This window comes from Aeromonas genomosp. paramedia, assembly GCF_023093515.1.
In the GTDB taxonomy this organism is placed as follows: Bacteria; Pseudomonadota; Gammaproteobacteria; order Enterobacterales; family Aeromonadaceae; genus Aeromonas.
The window spans coordinates 42,915-61,486 of sequence record NZ_JAAROG010000012.1 but is presented as its reverse complement, the minus strand read 5'-3'; the positions used below and the strand labels follow the sequence as shown (position 1 = coordinate 61,486).

The following is an 18,572-nucleotide window of genomic DNA, read 5'->3' as shown; positions in this document are numbered from 1 at the left end:
GCGCCTGCCAGGCAGGGTGGCCAAGCGCCGCCGGTTTGCCGTGCGCTACCCTGTGCGGAACCCACACATGCGCTATGCAATCTCTCCCCTGATGGCCGGCCTGGCCCTCACCCTGGCGGCCAGCCCCGCGATGGCGGCGGATCCCGCCAAGGAAGAGGCGCAGCCGCGCCGTGACGAGCGCGAGGCAAAGGGGGATGAGCCGCCAGACGAGCGCTCCCCCTGGCTGTTCGTGCCCCTGCTGAGCTCCAGCCCCAAGCTGGACACGGCGGCGGGCCTGATGGTGGGTTACCTGCACCGGTTCGATGAGGGCTCGCGCCCGTCCCTGTTCACCCTGTCCGGCAAGTACACCACCTCGGACTCCCTCATCACCAGCGCCTTTGCCAAGACGTCGTTCGGCGCGGATCACCACCGCCTCGTCGGTGGGGTGATCTTTGGCGACATCAACAACAGCTATCAGGATTACCTCGGCACCGGCCGTGCCCTCGAGACCGAGGACCACTTCCGCTCCGCCTTCCTGCGCTACCTCTATCGGGTGGAGGGGGACTGGTTCGTCGGCGGCATGGCGGCCTACTCCAACTACGAGATGCAGGGACAGGATCTGCAATCGGATCAGATCCTGGAGGAGCTGGGGCTGGATGGGTTCACCTCGGGGGGGCTCGGGCTGGCGGTGCAGCACGACTCCCGGGACAGCGACTTCAGCGCGACCCGGGGCTGGTATTTGAACGTCAACAACCTGGCCTACCGGGAAGGGCTGGGGGGAGAGGGGGACTTTGACATCTACCGGGTCGACTACAGGGGCTACTGGCGCCACGGGGATGGCCATGTGCTCGCCTGGCGCAATCGCAACCAGTTCTCCCACAACGCGCCGAGCGGCTCCTATTCCCCCATCTACCTGCGTGGCTACACCCCGGGGGAGTACCTGGGCCAGCACATGTCGGCGGTGGAGGTCGAGGAGCGCTACAAGCTGGCCGAACGCTGGACCCTGACCGCCTTCGCCGGGGTGGCCTGCCTCTACGGGGATGCCGTGAACGGGGAGTCCCTCGACTGCTCCGACAGCGCCAACATCTACCCGGCCTGGGGGGCGGGGGTGCAGTATCTGCTCAAGCCGGAGGCGGGCATAGTCGCCAACCTCGAGTATGCCATGGGCAAGGACGACAACGGGGGCATCTACCTCAAGATGGGTTACAGCTTCTGACGCGGGGTGGCCTCAGGCGCCGGCCACCACCACGCAGTTGCGGCCCCTGTGCTTGGCCTGGTAGAGCGCCTTGTCCGCCTGCTTGAGCACTGCACCGAGATCGCTGGCATCCCCAGGCCAGTGGGCGACCCCGAGGGAGATGGTGATGCGCCCGGCCTGATCCATCTCGTGGCCTGCCACCGTCATCCGCAGCCGCTCGGCGATCCGCTGTGCCTGCACCAGGGAGACCCCGGGCAGCAGCAGCAGGAACTCCTCGCCGCCGCTGCGGCACAGGGCGGCATCGGCGCGCAGATCCCGCTGCATCAGGGTCGCCAGGGCGACGATGACGGCGTCCCCGACGTCGTGGCCGAAGTGGTCGTTGATCCCCTTGAAGTGATCGATATCGAGGGCGATGGCCGCCAGGGGCCGGGACTGTGCCTGATAGTCGTCCAGCATCTGCTGCATGGCCCGCCGGTTGAAGAGGCCCGTCATAGGGTCGGTGTGGCTGTCGGTGTGCAGCTGGTCAATCTTGGTGTTGAGCAGCCCCAGCCCCTTGAGGATGGCCTGCTTGATCTGGGCCGCCTCGAAGTACCAGGCGCGGATGCTGGAGATGTTGGAGGCCGCCTCCTGCTGATCCATCAGCCTGGCCCGGTTGGCCAGCTGCCGCAGGGGCCGGGAGATGATGGTGGCCGAGAGCCAGATGGCGAAGAGGATGAAGAGGGTGACCGGGATCATCCCCTTCAATATGTCGAGCATCTGCTGATCCAGCCCGGCCAGGGTGGCGCTGCGGGGGCGCTGGGCCACCACTCCCCAGCCCGCACCGGCCACGGGGGCGAAGCCCGCCAGCATCTCGGTTCCCCGGGAGTTGAGCACGCTTTGTGCCCCCTGCCGCCCCTGCAACACCTCGTCCACCACCGCATTCTCACCTATCTTCTGGCCGATGCGCTTGGGGTTGGGGTGGTAGATCAGGGTCTTCTGCCGGTCGACCACGTAGAGGTAGGAGCCATCCTGGTAGTAGTGCTGACCCAGCAGGCTGGAGAGCACGCTGGCGGACTGCAGATAGATGGTCCCGGCGACATAGCCGAGGTAGCGCCTGTCCGTCGAGAACACAGGGTAGGAGAGGCTGATGAGGTAGTTGCCCGAGAGGGAGACCAGGGGATCCGAGATGGTCGGCTGCTGGTTGGCGAGGGTCTGGCGGGCGCTGCGGGAGGTGAGCTTGGCCCCCTTCACCTTCAGGGTCTCGGGGGAGACGGCGACTATGGTGGACTCGGTGTTGACTATGGCCACCGAGTTGAAGGTGTTGGTGCGCTCGCGCAACTGGGTCACCTCCTGCTCCAGCCCCTTGACGTCGTTGGCCTGCAGCAGCGGCGCCAGCAGGGTGGCGCTGTAGGCAAGCTGCTCCTGGGCCGCATTCAGCATGGCCTCGGCGGAGGCGGCCAGCTTGGTGGCATAGACACGGTTGGCCTCCAGGGTACTGTCGATCAGCAGTTGTCGCTGTGCCTGATGGATGGCGTAGAAGCTGTTGCCGAAGGTGGCCAGCACGCCGAGCACGGCCAGGGCCAGGATGAGGCGATGGAGATCAAACCTCAGCAGCCAGTGAGATAGCATCGGAGAAACGAGTCCTTGTCGGTTGGCGCCGGGCGCCGGGGCCATGGTGCAATTTTACGGGGGCTGGCTGCTCAAAAGCTACCGTTAATGTGGTTCTCGAACGATGCCGTGTCGTGAACGACGGCCATGGCCGCGTCATGACTCTGCACCGCCCTGATCACCCAGAACGGTGAGGGCGGGATCACCGAGCTCGGCCACTGTCTGCCAGAAGGGGGCGATGAGGGGGTTATCCCCTCCCGGCGGGCGAATGAGCCCTATGATCCAGCTCGCCTCGGCCTCCCCTAAGGGCAGGGTTATGACGTCCGGGTGCTCTATGATGGTGGAGGAGGGCACCAGGGTCCAGGCGATGCCCGCCGCCGCGGTGGCGATGCCGGCGGCGAAGTCGTTGACGTACTGGATATCCCCAAAGCGCAGCCCGCTCTGGGCCAGGTAGTGCACGAACTGATCGTGGAAGGAGGGGGCCTTGTCCCGGCGCAGTATGGCCAGCGGCTTGTCCAGCAGATCCGAGAGCCCCGTCACCCCCTGGTAGCCGGCAGGCAGCACGGCGACGAAATGGGCGCGCACCACGGGCAGCACCGGCCAGCCCTTGGGGGCGGGCAGGCGGCAGAAGCCGAGATCCAGCCTGCCTTCACTGAGTGCCAGCAACTGGTGATGGGTGGAGAGATCGTTGAGCTCTATGCCGACCCCGGGGCGGCTGGCCCGAAAACGGGCGATGGCGGCGGGCACCAGCAGCTTGGTGGCGACCCCGAAGCCGATGCGCAGGGTGCCGCCATTGCCCGCCAGCACGTCGCGGGCGGTGCGACCGAGCTGCTCGCTCTGGGCCACCAGGGCGCAGGCATCCCCGTAGAGGGCGCGCCCGAGGGGGGTGAGCCGGGTGCTGCTGGCGTTGCGCTCGAACAGCTCGCCGCCAAAATCCGCCTCCAGCCGCCGGATCTGCTTGCTCAGGGCCGACTGGGTGATGTGTTGGCGCGCCGCCGCCTGACCGAAGTGCAAGACCTCCCCCAGGGTGACGAAGGCCTTCAGATCCCGCAACTCCATCACGACTCCTTCATTCCTGTTTGGAATATTGAATGGCAAAAATTGTCATTGGACGGAATTCTAGAACTGTTCGATGCTGATGCCAATTCGTTTTGACGCCCGCCAGTGCCCCCCAGGGGAGAGGCGGCACCATCCTCAAGCAGCAGGAGACAAGCCAGATGCACCATCCCAAGTTCAACGACTTCCCCGCAGATTTCCTCTGGGGGGCCGCCTCAGCCGCCTACCAGGTGGAAGGGGCCTGGAACGAAGACGGCAAGGGCCCCTCGGTGTGGGATCTCTTCACCAAGTTGCCGGGCAAGACCTTCGAAGGCAGCAACGGGGACGTGGCGGTGGATCACTACCACCGCGTGGAAGAGGACGTGGCGCTGATGGCCGAAATGGGGCTCAAGGCCTACCGCTTCTCGGTGAGCTGGCCGCGCATCTTCCCCAATGGGCGCGGTGAGGTGAACGAAGCGGGACTCGCCTTCTACGAGCGGCTCATCGACGCCCTGCTGGCCCACGGCATAGAGCCTGTGCTGACCCTCTATCACTGGGACCTGCCTCAGGCGCTGCAGGACGAATACGGCGGCTGGGAAGACAGGCGCATCATCGACGACTTCGAGCGCTACTGCGTCACCCTCTATCAGCGCTTCGCCGGCAAGGTGAAGTACTGGGTGTCGCTGAACGAGCAGAACTACAACCTGACCAACGCCTACCAGCTCGGCACCCATCCGCCCGCAGTGCAGGACAGGAAGCGCTTCTTCGCCGCCAACCACATCGCGTTCCTGGCCAACGCCCGGGTCATCAAGGCGTTCCGCCAGCATGTGCCAAACGGCCTCATCGGCCCGAGCTTTGCCTACTCCCCCGCCTATCCGGCCTCCTGCGCCCCGAGCGACATGCTGGCGTTCGAGAATGCCGAGGAGTTCACCAACCTCTGGTGGCTGGATGCCTACTGCTTCGGCCGCTACCCCCAGGCGGCGCTCGCCTACCTGAGAGAAACCGGCGAGGCTCCCGAGATACTGCCAGGGGATCTCGAACTGCTGCGCGAAGGCACCCCCGACTACATAGGCGTCAACTACTACTACACCCTGACCTTCACCGACAATCCCCTCGGCGGTCAGACCATGCAGCGCATCAACACCACGGGGCAGAAGGGCACCACGCCGTCGAGCGGCGTTCCCGGTCTCTACAGGACCACCCCCAACCCGCACCTGGAGACCAGCAACTGGGACTGGGCCATAGACCCCACTGGGATGCGCATCGCCCTGCGCCGCCTCTCGTCCCGCTACGGCCTGCCGCTGATGATCACCGAGAACGGCCTCGGCGAGTTCGACAAGCTGACCGCGGATGGCCGGGTGCAGGATGACTACCGCATCGCCTATCTGCACAGCCACCTCAAGGCGTGCCAGGAGGCGATGCAGGACGGGGTCGAACTGCTCGGCTACTGCGCCTGGTCCTTCACCGACATCCTGAGCTGGCTCAACGGCTACCAGAAGCGCTACGGCTTCGTCTATGTGGAGCGCGACGAGCAGGGTGGGTCGCTGCGCCGCATCAAGAAGGAGAGCTTCCACTGGTACAGCCAGGTGATCGCCTCCGGTGGCAAGACGCTCTAAAGCGCCCATGCGCCCGGTGCGCAGCGCATGTTCTGCCAAATGACAGAAGGCCCCCTCAACCGAGGGGGCCTTCTGTTTTGTGTTGTTGGGGCAAGGCGGCCTAGATAAACATGCCCCCAGAGGCCTCGATGCGCTGGGCGGTGATCCAGCGGTTGTCGTCGGAGAGCAGGGCGGCGATGACACCGCCGATGTCGTCGGGCTGGCCGACCCGGCCGAGCGCCGTCTGGCTCGCGAGGAAGGCGTTGACCCCCTTGTCGTCGCGCACCACGCCGCCGCCAAAGTCGGTCTCGATGGCGCCGGGGGCCACCACGTTGACGGCGATGCCGCGAGGGCCCAGCTCCTTGGCCAGATAGTGGGTCAGCACCTCCACGCCCCCCTTCATGGCGGCATAGGCGGCGTAACCCGGCATGGCGAAGCGGGTGAGGCCGGTGGAGAGGTTGATGATGCGCCCGCCATCACGAAGCAGCGGCAGCAGTTTCTGGGTCAGGAAGAAGGTCCCCTTGAGGTGGATGTTGAGCAGGGTGTCGAACTGCTCCTCCGTGGTCTGCTCGAAGCTGGCGTGAATGCCGATGCCGGCGTTGTTGACCAGGTAGTCGAACTGCGGCCGTTGCCACTCCCGGGCGAGCAGTTGCGTCACCTCCTCTGCGAAGGCGACAAAGGAGGCGCTCACCCCCACATCCAGTGCCAGGGCATGGGCCTGGACCCCTAGCGCCCTGGCCTCGGCCACCACGGCGGCAGCCTCGTCGGCCTGGCTGCGGTAGGTGATGATGAGATCCACCCCCTTGGCCGCGAGGGCGAGGGCGCTGTGTTTGCCAAGGCCACGGCTGGCGCCGGTGATGAGGGCTATGGGTCTGGTCATGGTGTGACTCCTGTGGGTGGCAAGGGCTCGGTGCGAGCCGACCGGATCACTGTATTGTTCCTTTATTGCCGGATAAATAGCGTGATAATGAAATCACTGTTCCGCTTGAAGAGACAATCAGCTCATGGATCAACTGGATGCGATGAAATTGTTCGTGCGGGTCGCCGAACTCGAGAGCTTTACCCGCTGCGCCGAGCAGCTGGGCATCCCCAAGGCGACCCTCTCCGCCGCCATCCGCCGGCTGGAGGAGCGCATGGGCACCCGGCTCCTGCTGCGCACCACCCGGCGGGTGCAGCTCACCACGGATGGTCAGCTCTGCTACGCCAGGTGCCGGGATCTGCTGGCGGACATGGAGGAGTTTGACGGTCTGTTTCGCCAGGGCGGCCAGATCTCGGGGCAGTTGCGGGTAGACATGCCAAGCCGGATGGCGCGCCATCTGGTGATCCCGGCGCTGCCCGCCTTCCTGGCACAGCACCCCGACTTGCAGCTGATGCTGAGCAGCACGGACAGGCGGGTGGATCTGGTGCGCGACGGCTTCGACTGCGTGGTGCGGGTGGGGGCGCTGGAGCCCTCCAGCCTGGTGGCGCGGCCCCTTGGCCACTATCGCCAGATCAACTGCGCCAGCGCCGCCTACCTGGCCCGTCACGGGGTACCGCAGACCCTGGCGGATCTGGCCGGGCACCGGCTGGTCCATTATGGCTCCGGGCAGGGGCGCAGCGAGCCGGGGTTCGAGTACCAGCGGGAGGATGGCAGCCGCGCCCTCCTGCCGATGGCGGGGGCCCTGATGGTCAACGACAGCGAGACCTACCTGGCGGCGGCGCTGGCGGGGCTTGGCATCATCCAGATGCCGAGGGTGGGGGTGGAGGCGTTGCTCGGGCGCGGCGAGCTGATAAGCCTGCTGCCCCAATGGCAGGCGCCGCCGCTTCCCATCCACGCCCTCTATGCCCATCGCCGCCAGCTGGCGCCCAGGGTCCAGCTCTTCATCCACTGGCTGGCGGCGCTGCTCGCCCGGGCCCTGGCCGGGGAGTCAGAGCCGGCAGCGCCTTGAGCGGTATTCGCTGGGGGAGAGGGCGAACGCCTCCTTGAAGAAGCGGGTGAAGCTGCTCTGGCTGGCAAACCCGAGGCGCCCGCCCACCTCCTGCAGCTGGAGGCCGGGATCCTGCAGCAGCCTGCAGGCCTCCTCCCTTCTCACCTGCTCCAGCAGGGCCGAGAAGTGGCACCCCTCCTCGCGCAGGTGGCGGTTGAGGGTCCAGCGGGTCAGCCTGAGGGCCTCGCAGATCCCCGCCAGCAGGGTGGGGGAGTCGACGCTCTCCTGCCAGAGCCGCTGGCGGATGAGCCCGAGCACCCGCTCCCTGTAGTGGCTGCTCGGGCGCAGCAGCCGCATCTGGCCGTCGAGCTCCCCCAGCAGCAGGGGTTGCAGGGGGCCGTTGCAGCCGCCGTGGGCGAGATCGAGCAAGGCCGCGGGGAAGCGCAGCTCAAAGCCCTCTCCCCGTTGCAGCCGCTCCCCCAGCCAGGCCCCCAGCTCGCGCCACAGCCTGGGGCGCACCGGGGTGGGCAGCACCAGCTGGCCCTGGCCGGGGTGGTAGAACTGCAGCAGGGCATAGAGGTGGCCGAGGTTGGCCAGGCTGCTCATGGCGATCACGTCCGGGTGATCGGACTCCGAATGGTAACTGAGCCTGGCCTGCCCCTCTTCCTCCCGCAGCACTATCCGATCGCACTCGCCGATGAGGGGGCGGTAGGCGAGGAAGAAGTGCAGGGCCTGGCGCAGGGTGGCGGCGTTGCAGCACAGGCTAGCCAGCGGCAGGTAGTCGGCAAAGAGCCCCGAGAGCGAGGGGGGCGACCACTTGTGGGTCATGTCAAGATGGGGGGCGACCTGGGTCAGCAGCCGGAAGTGGCGCTGGGCGTCGATCCGCCCCTGGGGGATCAGCAGCTCTTCTCTGGCAATCCCGGCAGCTTGCAGGAGCTGGGCCGGATCCCGACCCTCTCTCTGCCAGTGGTTGAGGCAGTGCAGGGCTATCCGGTTGGAGACTGTCTTCACGGCGAAAATCCTTGTCGGCGGTGGCCCACCATCATCCGCCAACGGCCATGAATTGCCGTGAGCCAGGTTCGGCTTCATGTTTCAGAAATGTAACCAAGGGTAACCCTGCAACCCTTTTCACACTTTTCGAACTTGCTCCCAACCGGCAATTCCCTGCACCCGCAGGGCAAGTGAGGCGGGCCGATTTTGCATACAGTGGCCACTCCTACACACACAAGGAAGATAACAATAATGAAATACCACTCGCTCTCCCGAACCCGCGTCGCCCTCGGCATAGGGGCCCTGCTGCTGGCAGGGTGCAATGACAACGACTCCACCCCCAAGCCGGAGCAGCCCACTCTGGGCCACCGCACCGTCAGCCTGATCGAGCAGGATGGCCTGCAATTCAAGGATCTCGATGGCAGCGGCACCCTGACTCCTTATGAAGACTGGCGCCTTGGCGCCGCCGAGCGGGCCCGGGATCTGGTGGGCAGGCTCTCCCTGGCCCAGAAGGCGGGCCTGATGATGCACGGCACCCTGGTGCTGGACGCAGACGGGCGGGTCAACCTCACCGCCATGGACAAGATGCTGCGGGAAGACGGCGTCAATACCTTTATCACCCGCATGGCGGGGGATCCGGCGGCCATCGCCGACGACAACAACCGGCTGCAGGCCCTGCTGGAGGGGGTGGGGCTAGGCATCCCCATGACGGTGAGCACGGATCCCCGCAACCACTTCACCCATGATCCCAACGCCACCAGCATAGGCGCCGGGGCCTTCTCCCAGTGGCCGGAGACCCTGGGGCTCGCCGCCATCGGCGATGCCGCCCTGGTGCAGCGCTTTGGCGATATCGCCCGCCAGGAGTACAGGGCCGTCGGCATTCACGAGGCCCTCTCTCCCCAGGCGGATCTCGCGACCGAGCCGCGCTGGGGCCGCATCAACGGCACCTTCGGTGAAGACAACCTGCTCGCCAAATCCCTGGTCAAGGCCTACATCGAGGGCTTCCAGCAGGGGAGCGACGGGATCGGCCCGGAGAGCGTGGTCACCGTGGTCAAGCACTTCGCCGGAGCCGGTCCCCAGAAAAACGGCCTGGATGCCCACAACCCCTGGGGCAAGGAGCAGGTCTACCCGGGCGGCCAGTTCGCCTATCACCTGGTGCCCTTCGAGGGGGCCTTTGAGGCCAGGGTGGGGGCCGTGATGCCCTATTACGCCCTGCCCGAGGGGCTGACCTATGAAGGCCAGGCTATCGAGGAGGTGGGCTTTGGCTTCAACCGCCAGATCCTCACCGACTTGCTGCGGGGCCACTTCAAGTTCGACGGCGTGGTGCTGAGCGACTGGGGCATAGTCAACGACTGCGACAGCCGCTGCGAGCAGGGGCTGACCCAGGATGAGGTGACGGCGGGTGTCAGCCCCTGGACAGTGCCCTTTGGCATGTCCTGGGGGGTGGAGAAGCTCACCAAGGCCGAGCGCTACGCCAAGGCCATCGACGCCGGGGTGGATCAGTTCGGCGGCGTGGAAGATCCCGCCCCCTTGCTGGCGGCGGTGCAGAGCGGCCTGGTGACCGAGGCGGCCATCACCACCTCGGCCGAGCGGATCCTGGAGCAGAAGTTCGCCCTGGGGCTGTTCGAGAACCCCTATGTGGATACCCAGGCTGCGGTGGCCCTGGTGGGCAAGGCCGAGTTCCAGCAGGAGGCCCAGGCCGCCCAGGCGGCGTCCCACGTGTTGCTGAAGAACGAGGGATCCCTGCTGCCGCTCAAGGCGGACGGCAAGCGGGTCTACCTGCATAACGTCAACGCCGAGGTGGCCGCGGCCAACGGCTATACGGTAGTGACTGAGCTGGCCCAGGCCGATCTCGCCATAGTGCGGGTCAACGCCCCGGGTGAGCAGGATCCCCGCTTCCCGTTTGGCAGCATCCACTTCGGTCAGCTCGGCTTTGCCAGTGCCGATCAGGTGGTGCAGGAGACGGCCCATGAGGGGGTCTACCGCGGGGCGGACGAGTACGCCGCCATCCAGGCCATAGCGCAGGCCGGGGTGCCCATGGTGCTCTCCGTCTATCTGGACAGGCCCGCCATCCTGACCGAGGTGGCACCGGCGGCCCAGGTACTGCTCGCCAACTTCGGAGCCCTGGATCAGGCGCTGTTCGACGTCATCAGCGGCAAGGCCAAGGCCAGCGGCAAGCTGCCCTTCGAGCTGCCCTCCAGCTGGCAGGCGGTGCAAGACCAGCACCCGGACGTGGCGAAGGACTCCGCGAACCCGCTCTACCCCTATGGCGCCGGCCTGGCCTATTGAGGGCGAGCCCTGCATCCATCATCAAGGCGCCTGCGGGCGCCTTTTCCATGGTGAGGGCTCGGCGACGGTCTGCTCACCATGAGGTCGCGGCCATCAAGGAAGAAGTGAAAGCGTCGCCCCTTTGCAATGGCATGCGATAACCATTGCATCGACCTCTAGTGTTGACGTTGCTTTTATTGGGTCGTTATTTATCCGAAAAATGATGTCCCACAGAACAAGCGTTCCAGTTCCCACATGGTTGTTATACTCTTGAGCAAGAAAATATGGATACATAGAAAATGGTTATCTGGACTCTTGGCTGCTGCGGATCAGAGCAAGGCCAGGCTCTCATAATAAAATAGTGCGAGGTCGCCATGCACAATCAAAATAATGAAAGAAGTTTTGATCCAAACTTTTTATCCAATATCGGTCCAGGTCAGAAGATCACCATTCCCGTCTCCTTTATTCAGGATCTGACCCAGGCGGCCTCGCTTCAAGATGTATTGAATGTGATGGCGAATTGGATTTTTTATCTTTTTTCTGCCGAGAGGGCCAGCATCACCATCAAAGAGAATGATGCCTCCTTGAAGCTCTATTCGGTGATGGGGAATAATGCGATTCCCATGGAGTCTCTGGTTCCCATTCATGGCTCCATGGTGGGTCGGGTCTTTTCGACCAGCATGCTGACGATCTGTGACGACTTGAGCCAGTCCCCCGATCTGGACTGCAAGATCTTGTCCCGGCACGGCATGGGGTGTTGCATGGATGCGCCCATGATGCAGGGTTCGGTCTGTATAGGGACCCTGAATGTTGCACACCACCAGAGAGCCTATTACACCGCCGAACATGCCATCTTGTTGCAATGTCTCGCCAACTGGCTTGCCCTCAATATACAGCTGCACCTGCAGGTGACGGAAATGGAGCTGCAGGCATCAACGGACTATCTGACGGAAACCGCCAATAGAAGAGCATTCATGAACGAGGGTGAACGCAGATTAATCATGTCGAGATTGGCTGATGCGCCAATTTTTGTCGGTATATTGGATCTGGATCACTTTAAAAATCTGAATGATAAATATGGTCATGATGCGGGTGATTATGTGCTGAAGGCGATTGCCAAGCTGGTAAAAAGAGAAATCAGGACAGACGATATATTCGCCAGAATAGGTGGAGAGGAGTTCGCAATTATTGTGAATGATTGTCATCCTGAAAATGATTCATCCATATTTGACAATATTCGCGCGCTCATCGAGCAGCAGATCATAGAGTACGAAGGGGAAATAATAAGGCTGACTGCCAGCATCGGGTTCTCGGCGTCCTCACGTCAGGATACGGAGCTCAGTTCAATACTCAAGCGGGCAGACGCTGCCCTCTATGCCGCGAAGCGAAACGGCCGCAACCGGGTTGAATGCAACCATGGGTAGCACCCTTGGCTGCCGATGGGGAGCAAGAGCAGGGATGAGCCTGCGGGCGCCTTTTCCATTGCCGCCATCGACAATCCCGGTTTGGCGCAAGGGGCGGGCTTGGGCATAATGGCGCCCCATCAAGGGTTGCCGCGCCTCGCAAGGCGGGCGCACCCAGCAAGCGCGCAGAGGAGATGAGATGAAATTTATCGGAGCCCACGTCAGTGCGGCCGGCGGGGTGGAGAACACCATAGCCCGTGCCCAGGCTATCGGGGCCAACGCCTTCGCCCTGTTCACCAAGAACCAGCGCCAGTGGCAGGCGGCGCCCCTGTCGGATGCCAGCATCCGCGCCTTCAAGGCGGCCTGCGACAAGGGGGGCTTTCGCCCCGAGCAGATCCTGCCCCACGACAGCTACCTCATCAACCTGGGCCATCCCGACCCCGACGCCCTGGCCAAGTCCCGGGATGCCTTCCTGGACGAGATCAGGCGCTGCGAGCAGCTCGGGCTCTGCTACCTGAACTTCCACCCCGGCAGCCACCTGAAGCAGATCCCCGAGGCGGCAAGCCTCAAACTGGTGAGCGAGTCCATCAACTGGGCGCTGGAGCGAAGCGAGGGGGTCACGGCGGTGATCGAGAACACCGCCGGCCAGGGCACCAACCTCGGCTGGTCGTTCGAGCACCTGGCCACCCTGATCGACGGGGTGGAGGACAAGCGCCGGGTCGGGGTCTGTTTCGACACCTGTCACGCCTTCGCCGCCGGTTACGATCTGCGCACCCCCGAGGGGTGCGCGGCGGTGTTTGCCGACTTTGACCGCATCGTCGGCTTCGAGTACCTCAAGGGGATGCATATCAATGGTGCCAAGTGTACCTTCGGTAGCCGGGTCGATCGCCACCACAGCCTGCGGGAGGGGAACCTCGGCGAGGCGGTCTTCCATCACATCATGAACGATCACCGTTTCGACGGCATTCCGCTGATCCTCGAGACCATAGACGAGACGATCTGGGGTGACGAGATAAGCTGGCTGCGCAGCCTGGCCAGGACCTGATCCGCCGGGCAGCCTGAACAGAGGCCGGTGCCGCGCCTTCCCTCGCCATAAGGGGGAAGGGCATTCATACGAGGAGACGAGATGCAATCACAGGGAAACGCGCCACTGCTGCGCTGGGGGATAGCCGGGGCGGGAGCCATCGCCAGGCGTTTTTGCCGCGACGTCAATCAGCACGCCAGGGGCGGGCGCGTGGTGGCGATCGCCGCCCGGGATCAGGGGCGGGCCGACGAGTTCGCCGGTGAGCTGGGGCTGGGGCTGGCCTATGGCAGCTATCAGGCCCTGGCCGAGAGCCCCGAGGTGGATGCCGTCTATGTGGCGGTGATCCACCCAGAGCACGCCGCCCTGATCAGGCAGATGCTGCTGGCGGGCAAGCACGTGCTGGTAGAGAAACCGGCGGTGACCCGGGTGGCGGATTGGGACGCCCTGGTGGCGCTCGCCCATGAGCGCGGCCTGTTGCTGCTCGAAGCCATGAAGGTGATGTGCTTCCCCGCCATGCGGGCCCTGTTGCAGCGACTGCCCCTGCTGCCTGCGCCTCGCAGCCTGCGCGCGGCGTTCGGCTCGGCCCCGCCCCGGGTCGGCAAGCTGTTCGATCCCGCCCTCGACGGCGGCGCCGCCTGGGATGTGGGGGTCTATCCGCTGTGGCTCTATGCCGCCCTCTGCGAGCGGCTGGGGCTTGCGACCCTGGCTCCCGAGGTGGCGCTGGACCGGGCGCCGGGGGAGGTGGATCTCGCGGCCCGCTTCCGCTTCGGCGGCCCCTTCTCGGCCGAGCTTGGCGCCTCCATCATCGAGGATCTCGATCGGGACGCCTGGCTCTCGGGAGAGGCGTGGACCCTGGTCATCGAGGGCAAGTGGTGGAACCCCCAGCACATTCATTGGCAGGGGGATACGCCCCCTGCGGCCTGGCCGGCGGACATCTACCTGCCGGTGCAGGGGGGCGGCATGCAGCACGAGGCGGATCACTTCGCCGATTGTCTGCGCCACCGGCTGCTGGACTCCCCCTGGGTGCCCCATGCCCTGACGCGGCGGGTGCTGGGCTGGGTGGAGGCGGGGCTGCACCTGGGGGGCTGATGGCGTTGCATGTCATCCTGCAAGAGCTCCTTGCCACATCTTCCTTAAACAACAGAGGGCGCCACGGCGCCCTCTGTTGTTTGACCCTGATCAGCGCTCAGGGGGCGGGCAGGGTCTGGGCGCGGCAGAAGGCGAGGAAGCGGCGCAGGGCCGCGGAGTGGAACTTCTGCTTGTGCCAGACGAGGGAGAGCTGGCGGGGGAAGCTCTGGCTCGGGGTGAGCGCCACCAGGCGGCCGCTGTGCAGCCGATCGGAGACCGCGAGGCGGGAGATGAAGGAGAGGCCGAGCCCCTTCTCCACCGCCAGCATCACCGCCTCCAGGGTGTTGAGCTCGAGCCCCGCCTGCCAGCGCGGCAGGTGGGGCTGGATCTGCTGCTCGAACTGCTCGCGGCTCCCTGACTGGGGCTCGCGCAGCACCCAGGTTTCGCCTGCGAGCAGACGAAGAGGCAGCTCCAGCTGCCCCGCCAGGGGGTGGTGGGGGGGGGCGACGATCAGCATCTCGTCTTCGAGCCAGGGCTCGCTCACCAGATCCGGGTGATGGTTCTCCCCCTCGATGAGGGCCAGATCCAGCTCGAAGTGGGCGAGGGAGTGACACAGCAGGTGGGTGTTGGCGATGGTCACCCTGGGAGCGGATCCCAGCGCCTGGGCGCCCCCCGCCAGCAGGGCGGGCAACAGGTAGTTGCCTATGGTCTGGCTGGCCCCCAGGCGCAGCTGGCCGCTCGGCTCGGCGTCCGGACAAAACAGCTGCTCTATCTCCTGCATCCGGGTCAGCAGCTCCTCGGCGGCCGGTTGCAGCAGCCGCCCCTCGCTGTTGAGCTGGAGTCTCGGATGCACCCTATCGAACAGCGGGGTGGCGAGCTGGCGCTCCAGCTCCTGCAACGACTGGGAGACGGCCCCCTTGCTGAGGCAGAGCTCGCTGGCCGCGCCCCCCAGGTTGCCGTGGCGGGCTATGGTGGCGAACACCTTGAGTTGTTGCAGGGTCAGCTTCATGTCGTTTGATTTTCCTAAACGCTTAGTTCAATTCATTTAGATATCGTAAACGATAGACCCTCTTTATCCTATACACATCGTCATCAACAAGAGGGTACCACTCATGATCGCACGCACCCGTCGCTCCCTTGCCGCCGCCCCGACCCCCATGGCCGGGCTGGCTCTCGGGATCGCCAGCCTCGGCTGGTGTTGGGAAAATGCCGGTCAGTTCGATGGCCGCCTGCAACTGCTGGGGGCCGCCATCGCCGCCGTGCTGCTCCTCGTTCTCACCTTCAAGTTCCTGCTGCACCCGCGTCTGCTGTGGCAGGATCTCGCCCACCCCGTGGTGGGCAGCGTGGTGCCCACCTATGCCATGGGGACCATGGTGGTCTCCAAGGCGGTGGGGCTGCTGGCCCCGACCCTTGGGCAGGGGCTCTGGCTGTTTGCGGTGGCCATTCACCTGGTGTTCCTCGCCACCTTCGTCTGGCACAGGGCCAAGGCGTTTGAGATTCACCACATGGTGCCGAGCTGGTTCGTGCCGCCGGTGGGGATCATAGTGGCCGACGTCGCCTATCCGGGCGGCCCCTTCGCGGCCCTGGCCAATGGCCTGCTCTGGTTCGGCATGGCCTGCTACGGCCTGATGCTGCCGCTGATGCTCTATCGCCTCATCTTCAGCCACGAGGTGCCGGATGCCGCCAAGCCCACCATCGCCATCCTGGCGGCCCCTGCCAGCCTGTCGCTGGCCGGCTACCTGACCGTGAGCCAGGATCCCTCCCTGCTGCTGGTGGCCGTGCTGCTGGGGATAGCCGTGCTGATGACAGGCATCATCTACCTGGCCTTCATCAAGCTGCTGCGCCTGCCGTTCTCGCCGGGTTATGCCGCCTTCACCTTCCCCCTGGTGATCGGGGCCACCGCCCTGTTCAAGGTGGGTCAGCTGCTGTCGCAGTGGCCAGAGGCGGCCCACTATGCGGCGCAGATCAATCAGCTGGCCTATCTGGAACTCGGTGCGGCGACCCTGATCGTCGGCTATGTGGCGCTGCGCTACCTGATGTTCTTCCTGCCGCTGGGCCAGATCGGCATGCGGGAGCAGCCCCAGCAGCCCCTGCGCCGCTAAGATCGCAACCCGCCTCGAACAAGAGCAGACCCCGCCTGGCGGGGTCTGCTGCATGCGGGATCGGCACAAGGGGTGAGCAGGGGGCACAGCCCGGGTGTCAGGGGGCGCTGTCAATCCGTGAAAAGGCTCAAATTGTCACTGATTCAGGTGACATTAAGTTAGCTTTAACTGGTAATACCTGTCAGGATTGCCGCAATTGCCCACTTCTACCTTTTGATAGTACCCATGTCCTCCCAAGATCCCGTGTTTGACTCCGCGTTCCAGACCCGTTTGCTGCACCCGCGTTACTGGGTTAGCTGGCTTGCCCTCGCCGTGCTCGGCGTGCTCGCCTATGTGCCGCCCCGTTGGCGCGACAAGCTGGCGGACGCCCTGGCGCCCCTGGTGCTCAAGATCTCGAAAAAGCAGGTCTATATCGCCAGAACCAACCTCGCCATCTGCTTCAAGGCGCTGAGCGAGGCAGAGCGGGACGCCATACTGATGACCTCGATCCGGGTCGGCCTCAAGAGCCTGCTGGGGTTTGGCGAGTTCACGGTGCGCAGCCCCGAGTACCTGATGAAGCGCATCCAGGTGAGCGGATGGGAGCACATCGAGGCCGAGCAAGCCGCCGGCCGTCCGGTGATCCTGGTGGTGCCCCACAGCTGGCCCATCGATGCGGCGGGCTACTACTTCTCCCAGCGGGGCCTGCCCATGTGCACCATGATGAAGAGCGCCCGCAACCCTTTGTTCGACTGGCACATCAACCGCGAGCGGGCCAAGAATGGCTGCCGCGTCTATGAGCGCAGCGCCGGCATCAAGCCGGTGATCAAGGCGGTGAAGTCCGGCCTGAGCTTCTTCTACCTGCCGGATCAGGATCATGGTCGCGAGGCCAGCCTGTTCGTGCCCTTCTTCAAGCATCCCAAGGCGACCCTGCCGGCCCTGCCACGGCTGGTCAAGCTGACCGGTGCCCGCGCCGTGCCGGTGCTGGCCTGCTATGACGAGGCGGCGCACTGCTACCGGCTGGAGATAGAGGCCCCCTTCGCCGACTACCCGAGCGAGGATCTGGTGGCCGACACCTGCCGCATGAACGATTGCGTGGAGCGGCAGCTGACCCGCCACCCGGGCCAGTACATGTGGTTCCTCAAGATCTTCGATACCCGCGAGGATCAGGAGGGGGAAGACGGCCTCTACGAAGAGGGGATACGTCGCATCCGCAAGGGACTCAGCCCCCATTCCTGAACCGCAGCTTGATGCGCATTCATACGTGGCCCCATGTGGGCCACTTTTTATTTCTAACTAGTCGGATCAGTGACTTGGAAACCCCGCTTGGGGGATACCGGGTAGAAAAAATTGTCAGGATCACTAAAATGACGGTCTGTTTTGATGATTCGATGGCGACCATGTCCGCACAAGATCCGGTGTTTGACACCTCCTTTCATCTGCGTCTGCTGCACCCCCGTCTGTGGGGCAGCTGGCTGGCGCTTGCCCTGCTCTCCCTGCTGGCCTGGATCCCGGCCAGCTACAGAGACAAGCTGGCCGATGCCCTGGCCCCCCTGTTGCTGCGCTTCTCCAGGAAGCAGGCCTACATCGCCGAGACCAACCTCAAGATCTGCTTCCCCGCCCTTGACGCGGCCGGGCGCGAGCGGCTGTTGCTCAAATCCATCCGGGTCGGCCTCAAGACCTTCATGGGCTTTGGCGAGCTCACCTGGCGCAGTCCCGCCTTCCTGAAAGGGCGCATCAAGGTGCGTGGCTGGGAGCATATCGAAGCCGAGCTGGCCGCCGGGCGCCCCATGATCTTCGTGGTGCCCCACACCTGGGCGGTGGACATGATAGGCCGCTACCTGACCGATGAGGGGGTGCCCCTGTGCACCATGATGAAGAGCCCCAAGGATGCGGTGTTCGACTGGTACATCAACCGCGAGCGCAGCAAGGGCGGGCGTGTCTATGAGCGCAGCGTCGGCATCAAGCCGGCCATCAAGGCCCTGCGCAGCGGCGACAGCTTCTTCTATCTGCCGGATCAGGATCACGGCCGGGAGGCGAGCATCTTCGTGCCCTTCTTCGGCCACCCCAAGGCGACCCTGCCGGCCCTGCCCAAGCTGGTCAAGCTGACCGGCGCCCGGGCGGTGCCCATCCTGGCCTGCTATGACGAGGATCTGGGCTGCTACCGGCTCGAGGTGGAGCCGCCGTTCGACCCTTATCCCACCGCGGATCTGGAGGCGGACGTCAACGCCATGAACCGCACCGTGGAGCAGCAGCTCGGCCGCTTCCCCGAGCAGTACATGTGGTTTCTCAAGATTTTCGAGACCCAGGCGGATAACGAAGGGGAGGATGGCCTCTACGAGGAGGGGATCCGGCGCATCCGCCAGGGGCTGCCCCCCGAGCCTTGATGGACAGGGCCTGCTTGCGGGCCGTTGTGACAGCCAGGGAGAGGCGGCTGGCGCGG

15 protein-coding genes are annotated in these 18,572 nt (G+C 64.8%); 10 read left to right on the top strand and 5 right to left on the bottom strand.

The window, feature by feature from the left end; translation table 11 throughout:
* Positions 1-67 precede the first annotated feature (67 nt).
* The gene (locus HB860_RS07635) at positions 68-1,195 is read left to right on the top strand and encodes a hypothetical protein (protein ID WP_247626227.1); all 1,128 of its coding nucleotides are present in this window, start codon (positions 68-70) and stop codon (positions 1,193-1,195) included.
* A gap of 12 nt (positions 1,196-1,207) precedes the next feature.
* Here the strand turns inward: HB860_RS07635 and HB860_RS07630 are convergent, their stop codons facing one another.
* Together HB860_RS07630 and HB860_RS07625 are read right to left on the bottom strand one after the other, a co-directional pair.
* A complete protein-coding gene (locus HB860_RS07630) occupies positions 1,208-2,782 on the bottom strand; it encodes a sensor domain-containing diguanylate cyclase (RefSeq protein ID WP_247626226.1) in 1,575 nt (524 codons plus the stop codon).
* Between the two features lie 135 nt (positions 2,783-2,917).
* Positions 2,918-3,820 (bottom strand): LysR family transcriptional regulator, encoded by a 903-nt coding sequence (locus tag HB860_RS07625; protein WP_247626225.1) that lies wholly within the window; start codon positions 3,818-3,820, stop codon positions 2,918-2,920.
* 158 nt (positions 3,821-3,978) lie between these two features.
* On the opposite strand from HB860_RS07625, the gene HB860_RS07620 reads away from it, so the two are divergent.
* A complete protein-coding gene (locus HB860_RS07620) occupies positions 3,979-5,412 on the top strand; it encodes a glycoside hydrolase family 1 protein (protein WP_247626224.1) in 1,434 nt (477 codons plus the stop codon).
* A gap of 100 nt (positions 5,413-5,512) precedes the next feature.
* Here HB860_RS07620 and HB860_RS07615 read toward each other — a convergent pair whose 3' ends face one another.
* Positions 5,513-6,271, bottom strand: a complete 759-nt coding sequence (locus HB860_RS07615; protein WP_247626223.1) for an SDR family NAD(P)-dependent oxidoreductase — start codon at positions 6,269-6,271, stop codon at positions 5,513-5,515.
* A gap of 124 nt (positions 6,272-6,395) precedes the next feature.
* On the opposite strand from HB860_RS07615, the gene HB860_RS07610 reads away from it, so the two are divergent.
* Positions 6,396-7,319, top strand: a complete 924-nt coding sequence (locus tag HB860_RS07610) for a LysR family transcriptional regulator (protein WP_247626222.1) — start codon at positions 6,396-6,398, stop codon at positions 7,317-7,319.
* Here HB860_RS07610 and HB860_RS07605 read toward each other — a convergent pair.
* Positions 7,299-8,309 carry a helix-turn-helix transcriptional regulator gene (locus HB860_RS07605; protein ID WP_247626221.1) on the bottom strand — a complete coding sequence of 337 codons (1,011 nt, stop codon included), beginning with the start codon at positions 8,307-8,309 and terminating at the stop codon, positions 7,299-7,301. The two genes, HB860_RS07610 and HB860_RS07605, sit on opposite strands and share 21 nt — an antisense overlap.
* Before the next feature lie 231 nt (positions 8,310-8,540).
* Between HB860_RS07605 and HB860_RS07600 the strand changes: the two genes are divergently transcribed.
* The 4 genes from HB860_RS07600 (at position 8,541) to HB860_RS07585 (ending at position 14,072) form a co-directional block, all read left to right on the top strand.
* Positions 8,541-10,577 carry a glycoside hydrolase family 3 protein gene (locus HB860_RS07600; RefSeq protein ID WP_247626220.1) on the top strand — a complete coding sequence of 679 codons (2,037 nt, stop codon included), beginning with the start codon at positions 8,541-8,543 and terminating at the stop codon, positions 10,575-10,577.
* Positions 10,578-10,930: 353 nt separating this feature from the next.
* On the top strand, positions 10,931-11,980 hold the full coding sequence (locus HB860_RS07595; protein WP_247626219.1) for a sensor domain-containing diguanylate cyclase: 1,050 nt from the start codon (positions 10,931-10,933) through the stop codon (positions 11,978-11,980).
* Between the two features lie 178 nt (positions 11,981-12,158).
* The gene (gene nfo / locus HB860_RS07590) at positions 12,159-13,004 is read left to right on the top strand and encodes a deoxyribonuclease IV (protein WP_202045490.1); all 846 of its coding nucleotides are present in this window, start codon (positions 12,159-12,161) and stop codon (positions 13,002-13,004) included.
* An 81-nt stretch (positions 13,005-13,085) separates the two neighbouring features.
* The gene (locus tag HB860_RS07585; protein WP_247626218.1) at positions 13,086-14,072 is read left to right on the top strand and encodes a Gfo/Idh/MocA family protein; all 987 of its coding nucleotides are present in this window, start codon (positions 13,086-13,088) and stop codon (positions 14,070-14,072) included.
* 97 nt (positions 14,073-14,169) lie between these two features.
* Here the strand turns inward: HB860_RS07585 and HB860_RS07580 are convergent, their stop codons facing one another.
* Positions 14,170-15,060 (bottom strand): LysR substrate-binding domain-containing protein, encoded by an 891-nt coding sequence (locus HB860_RS07580; RefSeq protein ID WP_247626217.1) that lies wholly within the window; start codon positions 15,058-15,060, stop codon positions 14,170-14,172.
* Positions 15,061-15,163: 103 nt separating this feature from the next.
* Between HB860_RS07580 and HB860_RS07575 the strand changes: the two genes are divergently transcribed.
* The 3 genes from HB860_RS07575 (at position 15,164) to HB860_RS07565 (ending at position 18,516) form a co-directional block, all read left to right on the top strand.
* Entirely contained in the window at positions 15,164-16,153 is a 990-nt protein-coding gene (locus HB860_RS07575; RefSeq protein ID WP_202045494.1) for a TDT family transporter, read from the top strand.
* 225 nt (positions 16,154-16,378) lie between these two features.
* A complete protein-coding gene (lpxM, locus tag HB860_RS07570) occupies positions 16,379-17,368 on the top strand; it encodes a lauroyl-Kdo(2)-lipid IV(A) myristoyltransferase (RefSeq protein WP_247626216.1) in 990 nt (329 codons plus the stop codon).
* Positions 17,369-17,520: 152 nt separating this feature from the next.
* Positions 17,521-18,516, top strand: a complete 996-nt coding sequence (locus HB860_RS07565) for a lauroyl-Kdo(2)-lipid IV(A) myristoyltransferase (protein ID WP_247626354.1) — start codon at positions 17,521-17,523, stop codon at positions 18,514-18,516.
* Positions 18,517-18,572 lie beyond the last annotated feature (56 nt).

Excerpts from the sequence above, each read along its gene's own strand:
- nfo (WP_202045490.1), top strand. The coding sequence starts at position 12,159 with ATGAAATTTATCGGAGCCCACGTCAGTGCGGCCGGCGGGGTGGAGAAC.
- HB860_RS07600 (WP_247626220.1), top strand. The coding sequence starts at position 8,541 with ATGAAATACCACTCGCTCTCCCGAACCCGCGTCGCCCTCGGCATAGGG.
- HB860_RS07580 (WP_247626217.1), bottom strand. The coding sequence starts at position 15,060 with ATGAAGCTGACCCTGCAACAACTCAAGGTGTTCGCCACCATAGCCCGC.
- HB860_RS07630 (WP_247626226.1), bottom strand. The coding sequence starts at position 2,782 with ATGCTATCTCACTGGCTGCTGAGGTTTGATCTCCATCGCCTCATCCTG.
- HB860_RS07625 (WP_247626225.1), bottom strand. The coding sequence starts at position 3,820 with ATGGAGTTGCGGGATCTGAAGGCCTTCGTCACCCTGGGGGAGGTCTTG.
- HB860_RS07610 (WP_247626222.1), top strand. The coding sequence starts at position 6,396 with ATGGATCAACTGGATGCGATGAAATTGTTCGTGCGGGTCGCCGAACTC.
- HB860_RS07585 (WP_247626218.1), top strand. The coding sequence starts at position 13,086 with ATGCAATCACAGGGAAACGCGCCACTGCTGCGCTGGGGGATAGCCGGG.
- HB860_RS07565 (WP_247626354.1), top strand. The coding sequence starts at position 17,521 with ATGGCGACCATGTCCGCACAAGATCCGGTGTTTGACACCTCCTTTCAT.
- HB860_RS07575 (WP_202045494.1), top strand. The coding sequence starts at position 15,164 with ATGATCGCACGCACCCGTCGCTCCCTTGCCGCCGCCCCGACCCCCATG.
- lpxM (WP_247626216.1), top strand. The coding sequence starts at position 16,379 with ATGTCCTCCCAAGATCCCGTGTTTGACTCCGCGTTCCAGACCCGTTTG.
- HB860_RS07620 (WP_247626224.1), top strand. The coding sequence starts at position 3,979 with ATGCACCATCCCAAGTTCAACGACTTCCCCGCAGATTTCCTCTGGGGG.
- HB860_RS07635 (WP_247626227.1), top strand. The coding sequence starts at position 68 with ATGCGCTATGCAATCTCTCCCCTGATGGCCGGCCTGGCCCTCACCCTG.
- HB860_RS07595 (WP_247626219.1), top strand. The coding sequence starts at position 10,931 with ATGCACAATCAAAATAATGAAAGAAGTTTTGATCCAAACTTTTTATCC.
- HB860_RS07615 (WP_247626223.1), bottom strand. The coding sequence starts at position 6,271 with ATGACCAGACCCATAGCCCTCATCACCGGCGCCAGCCGTGGCCTTGGC.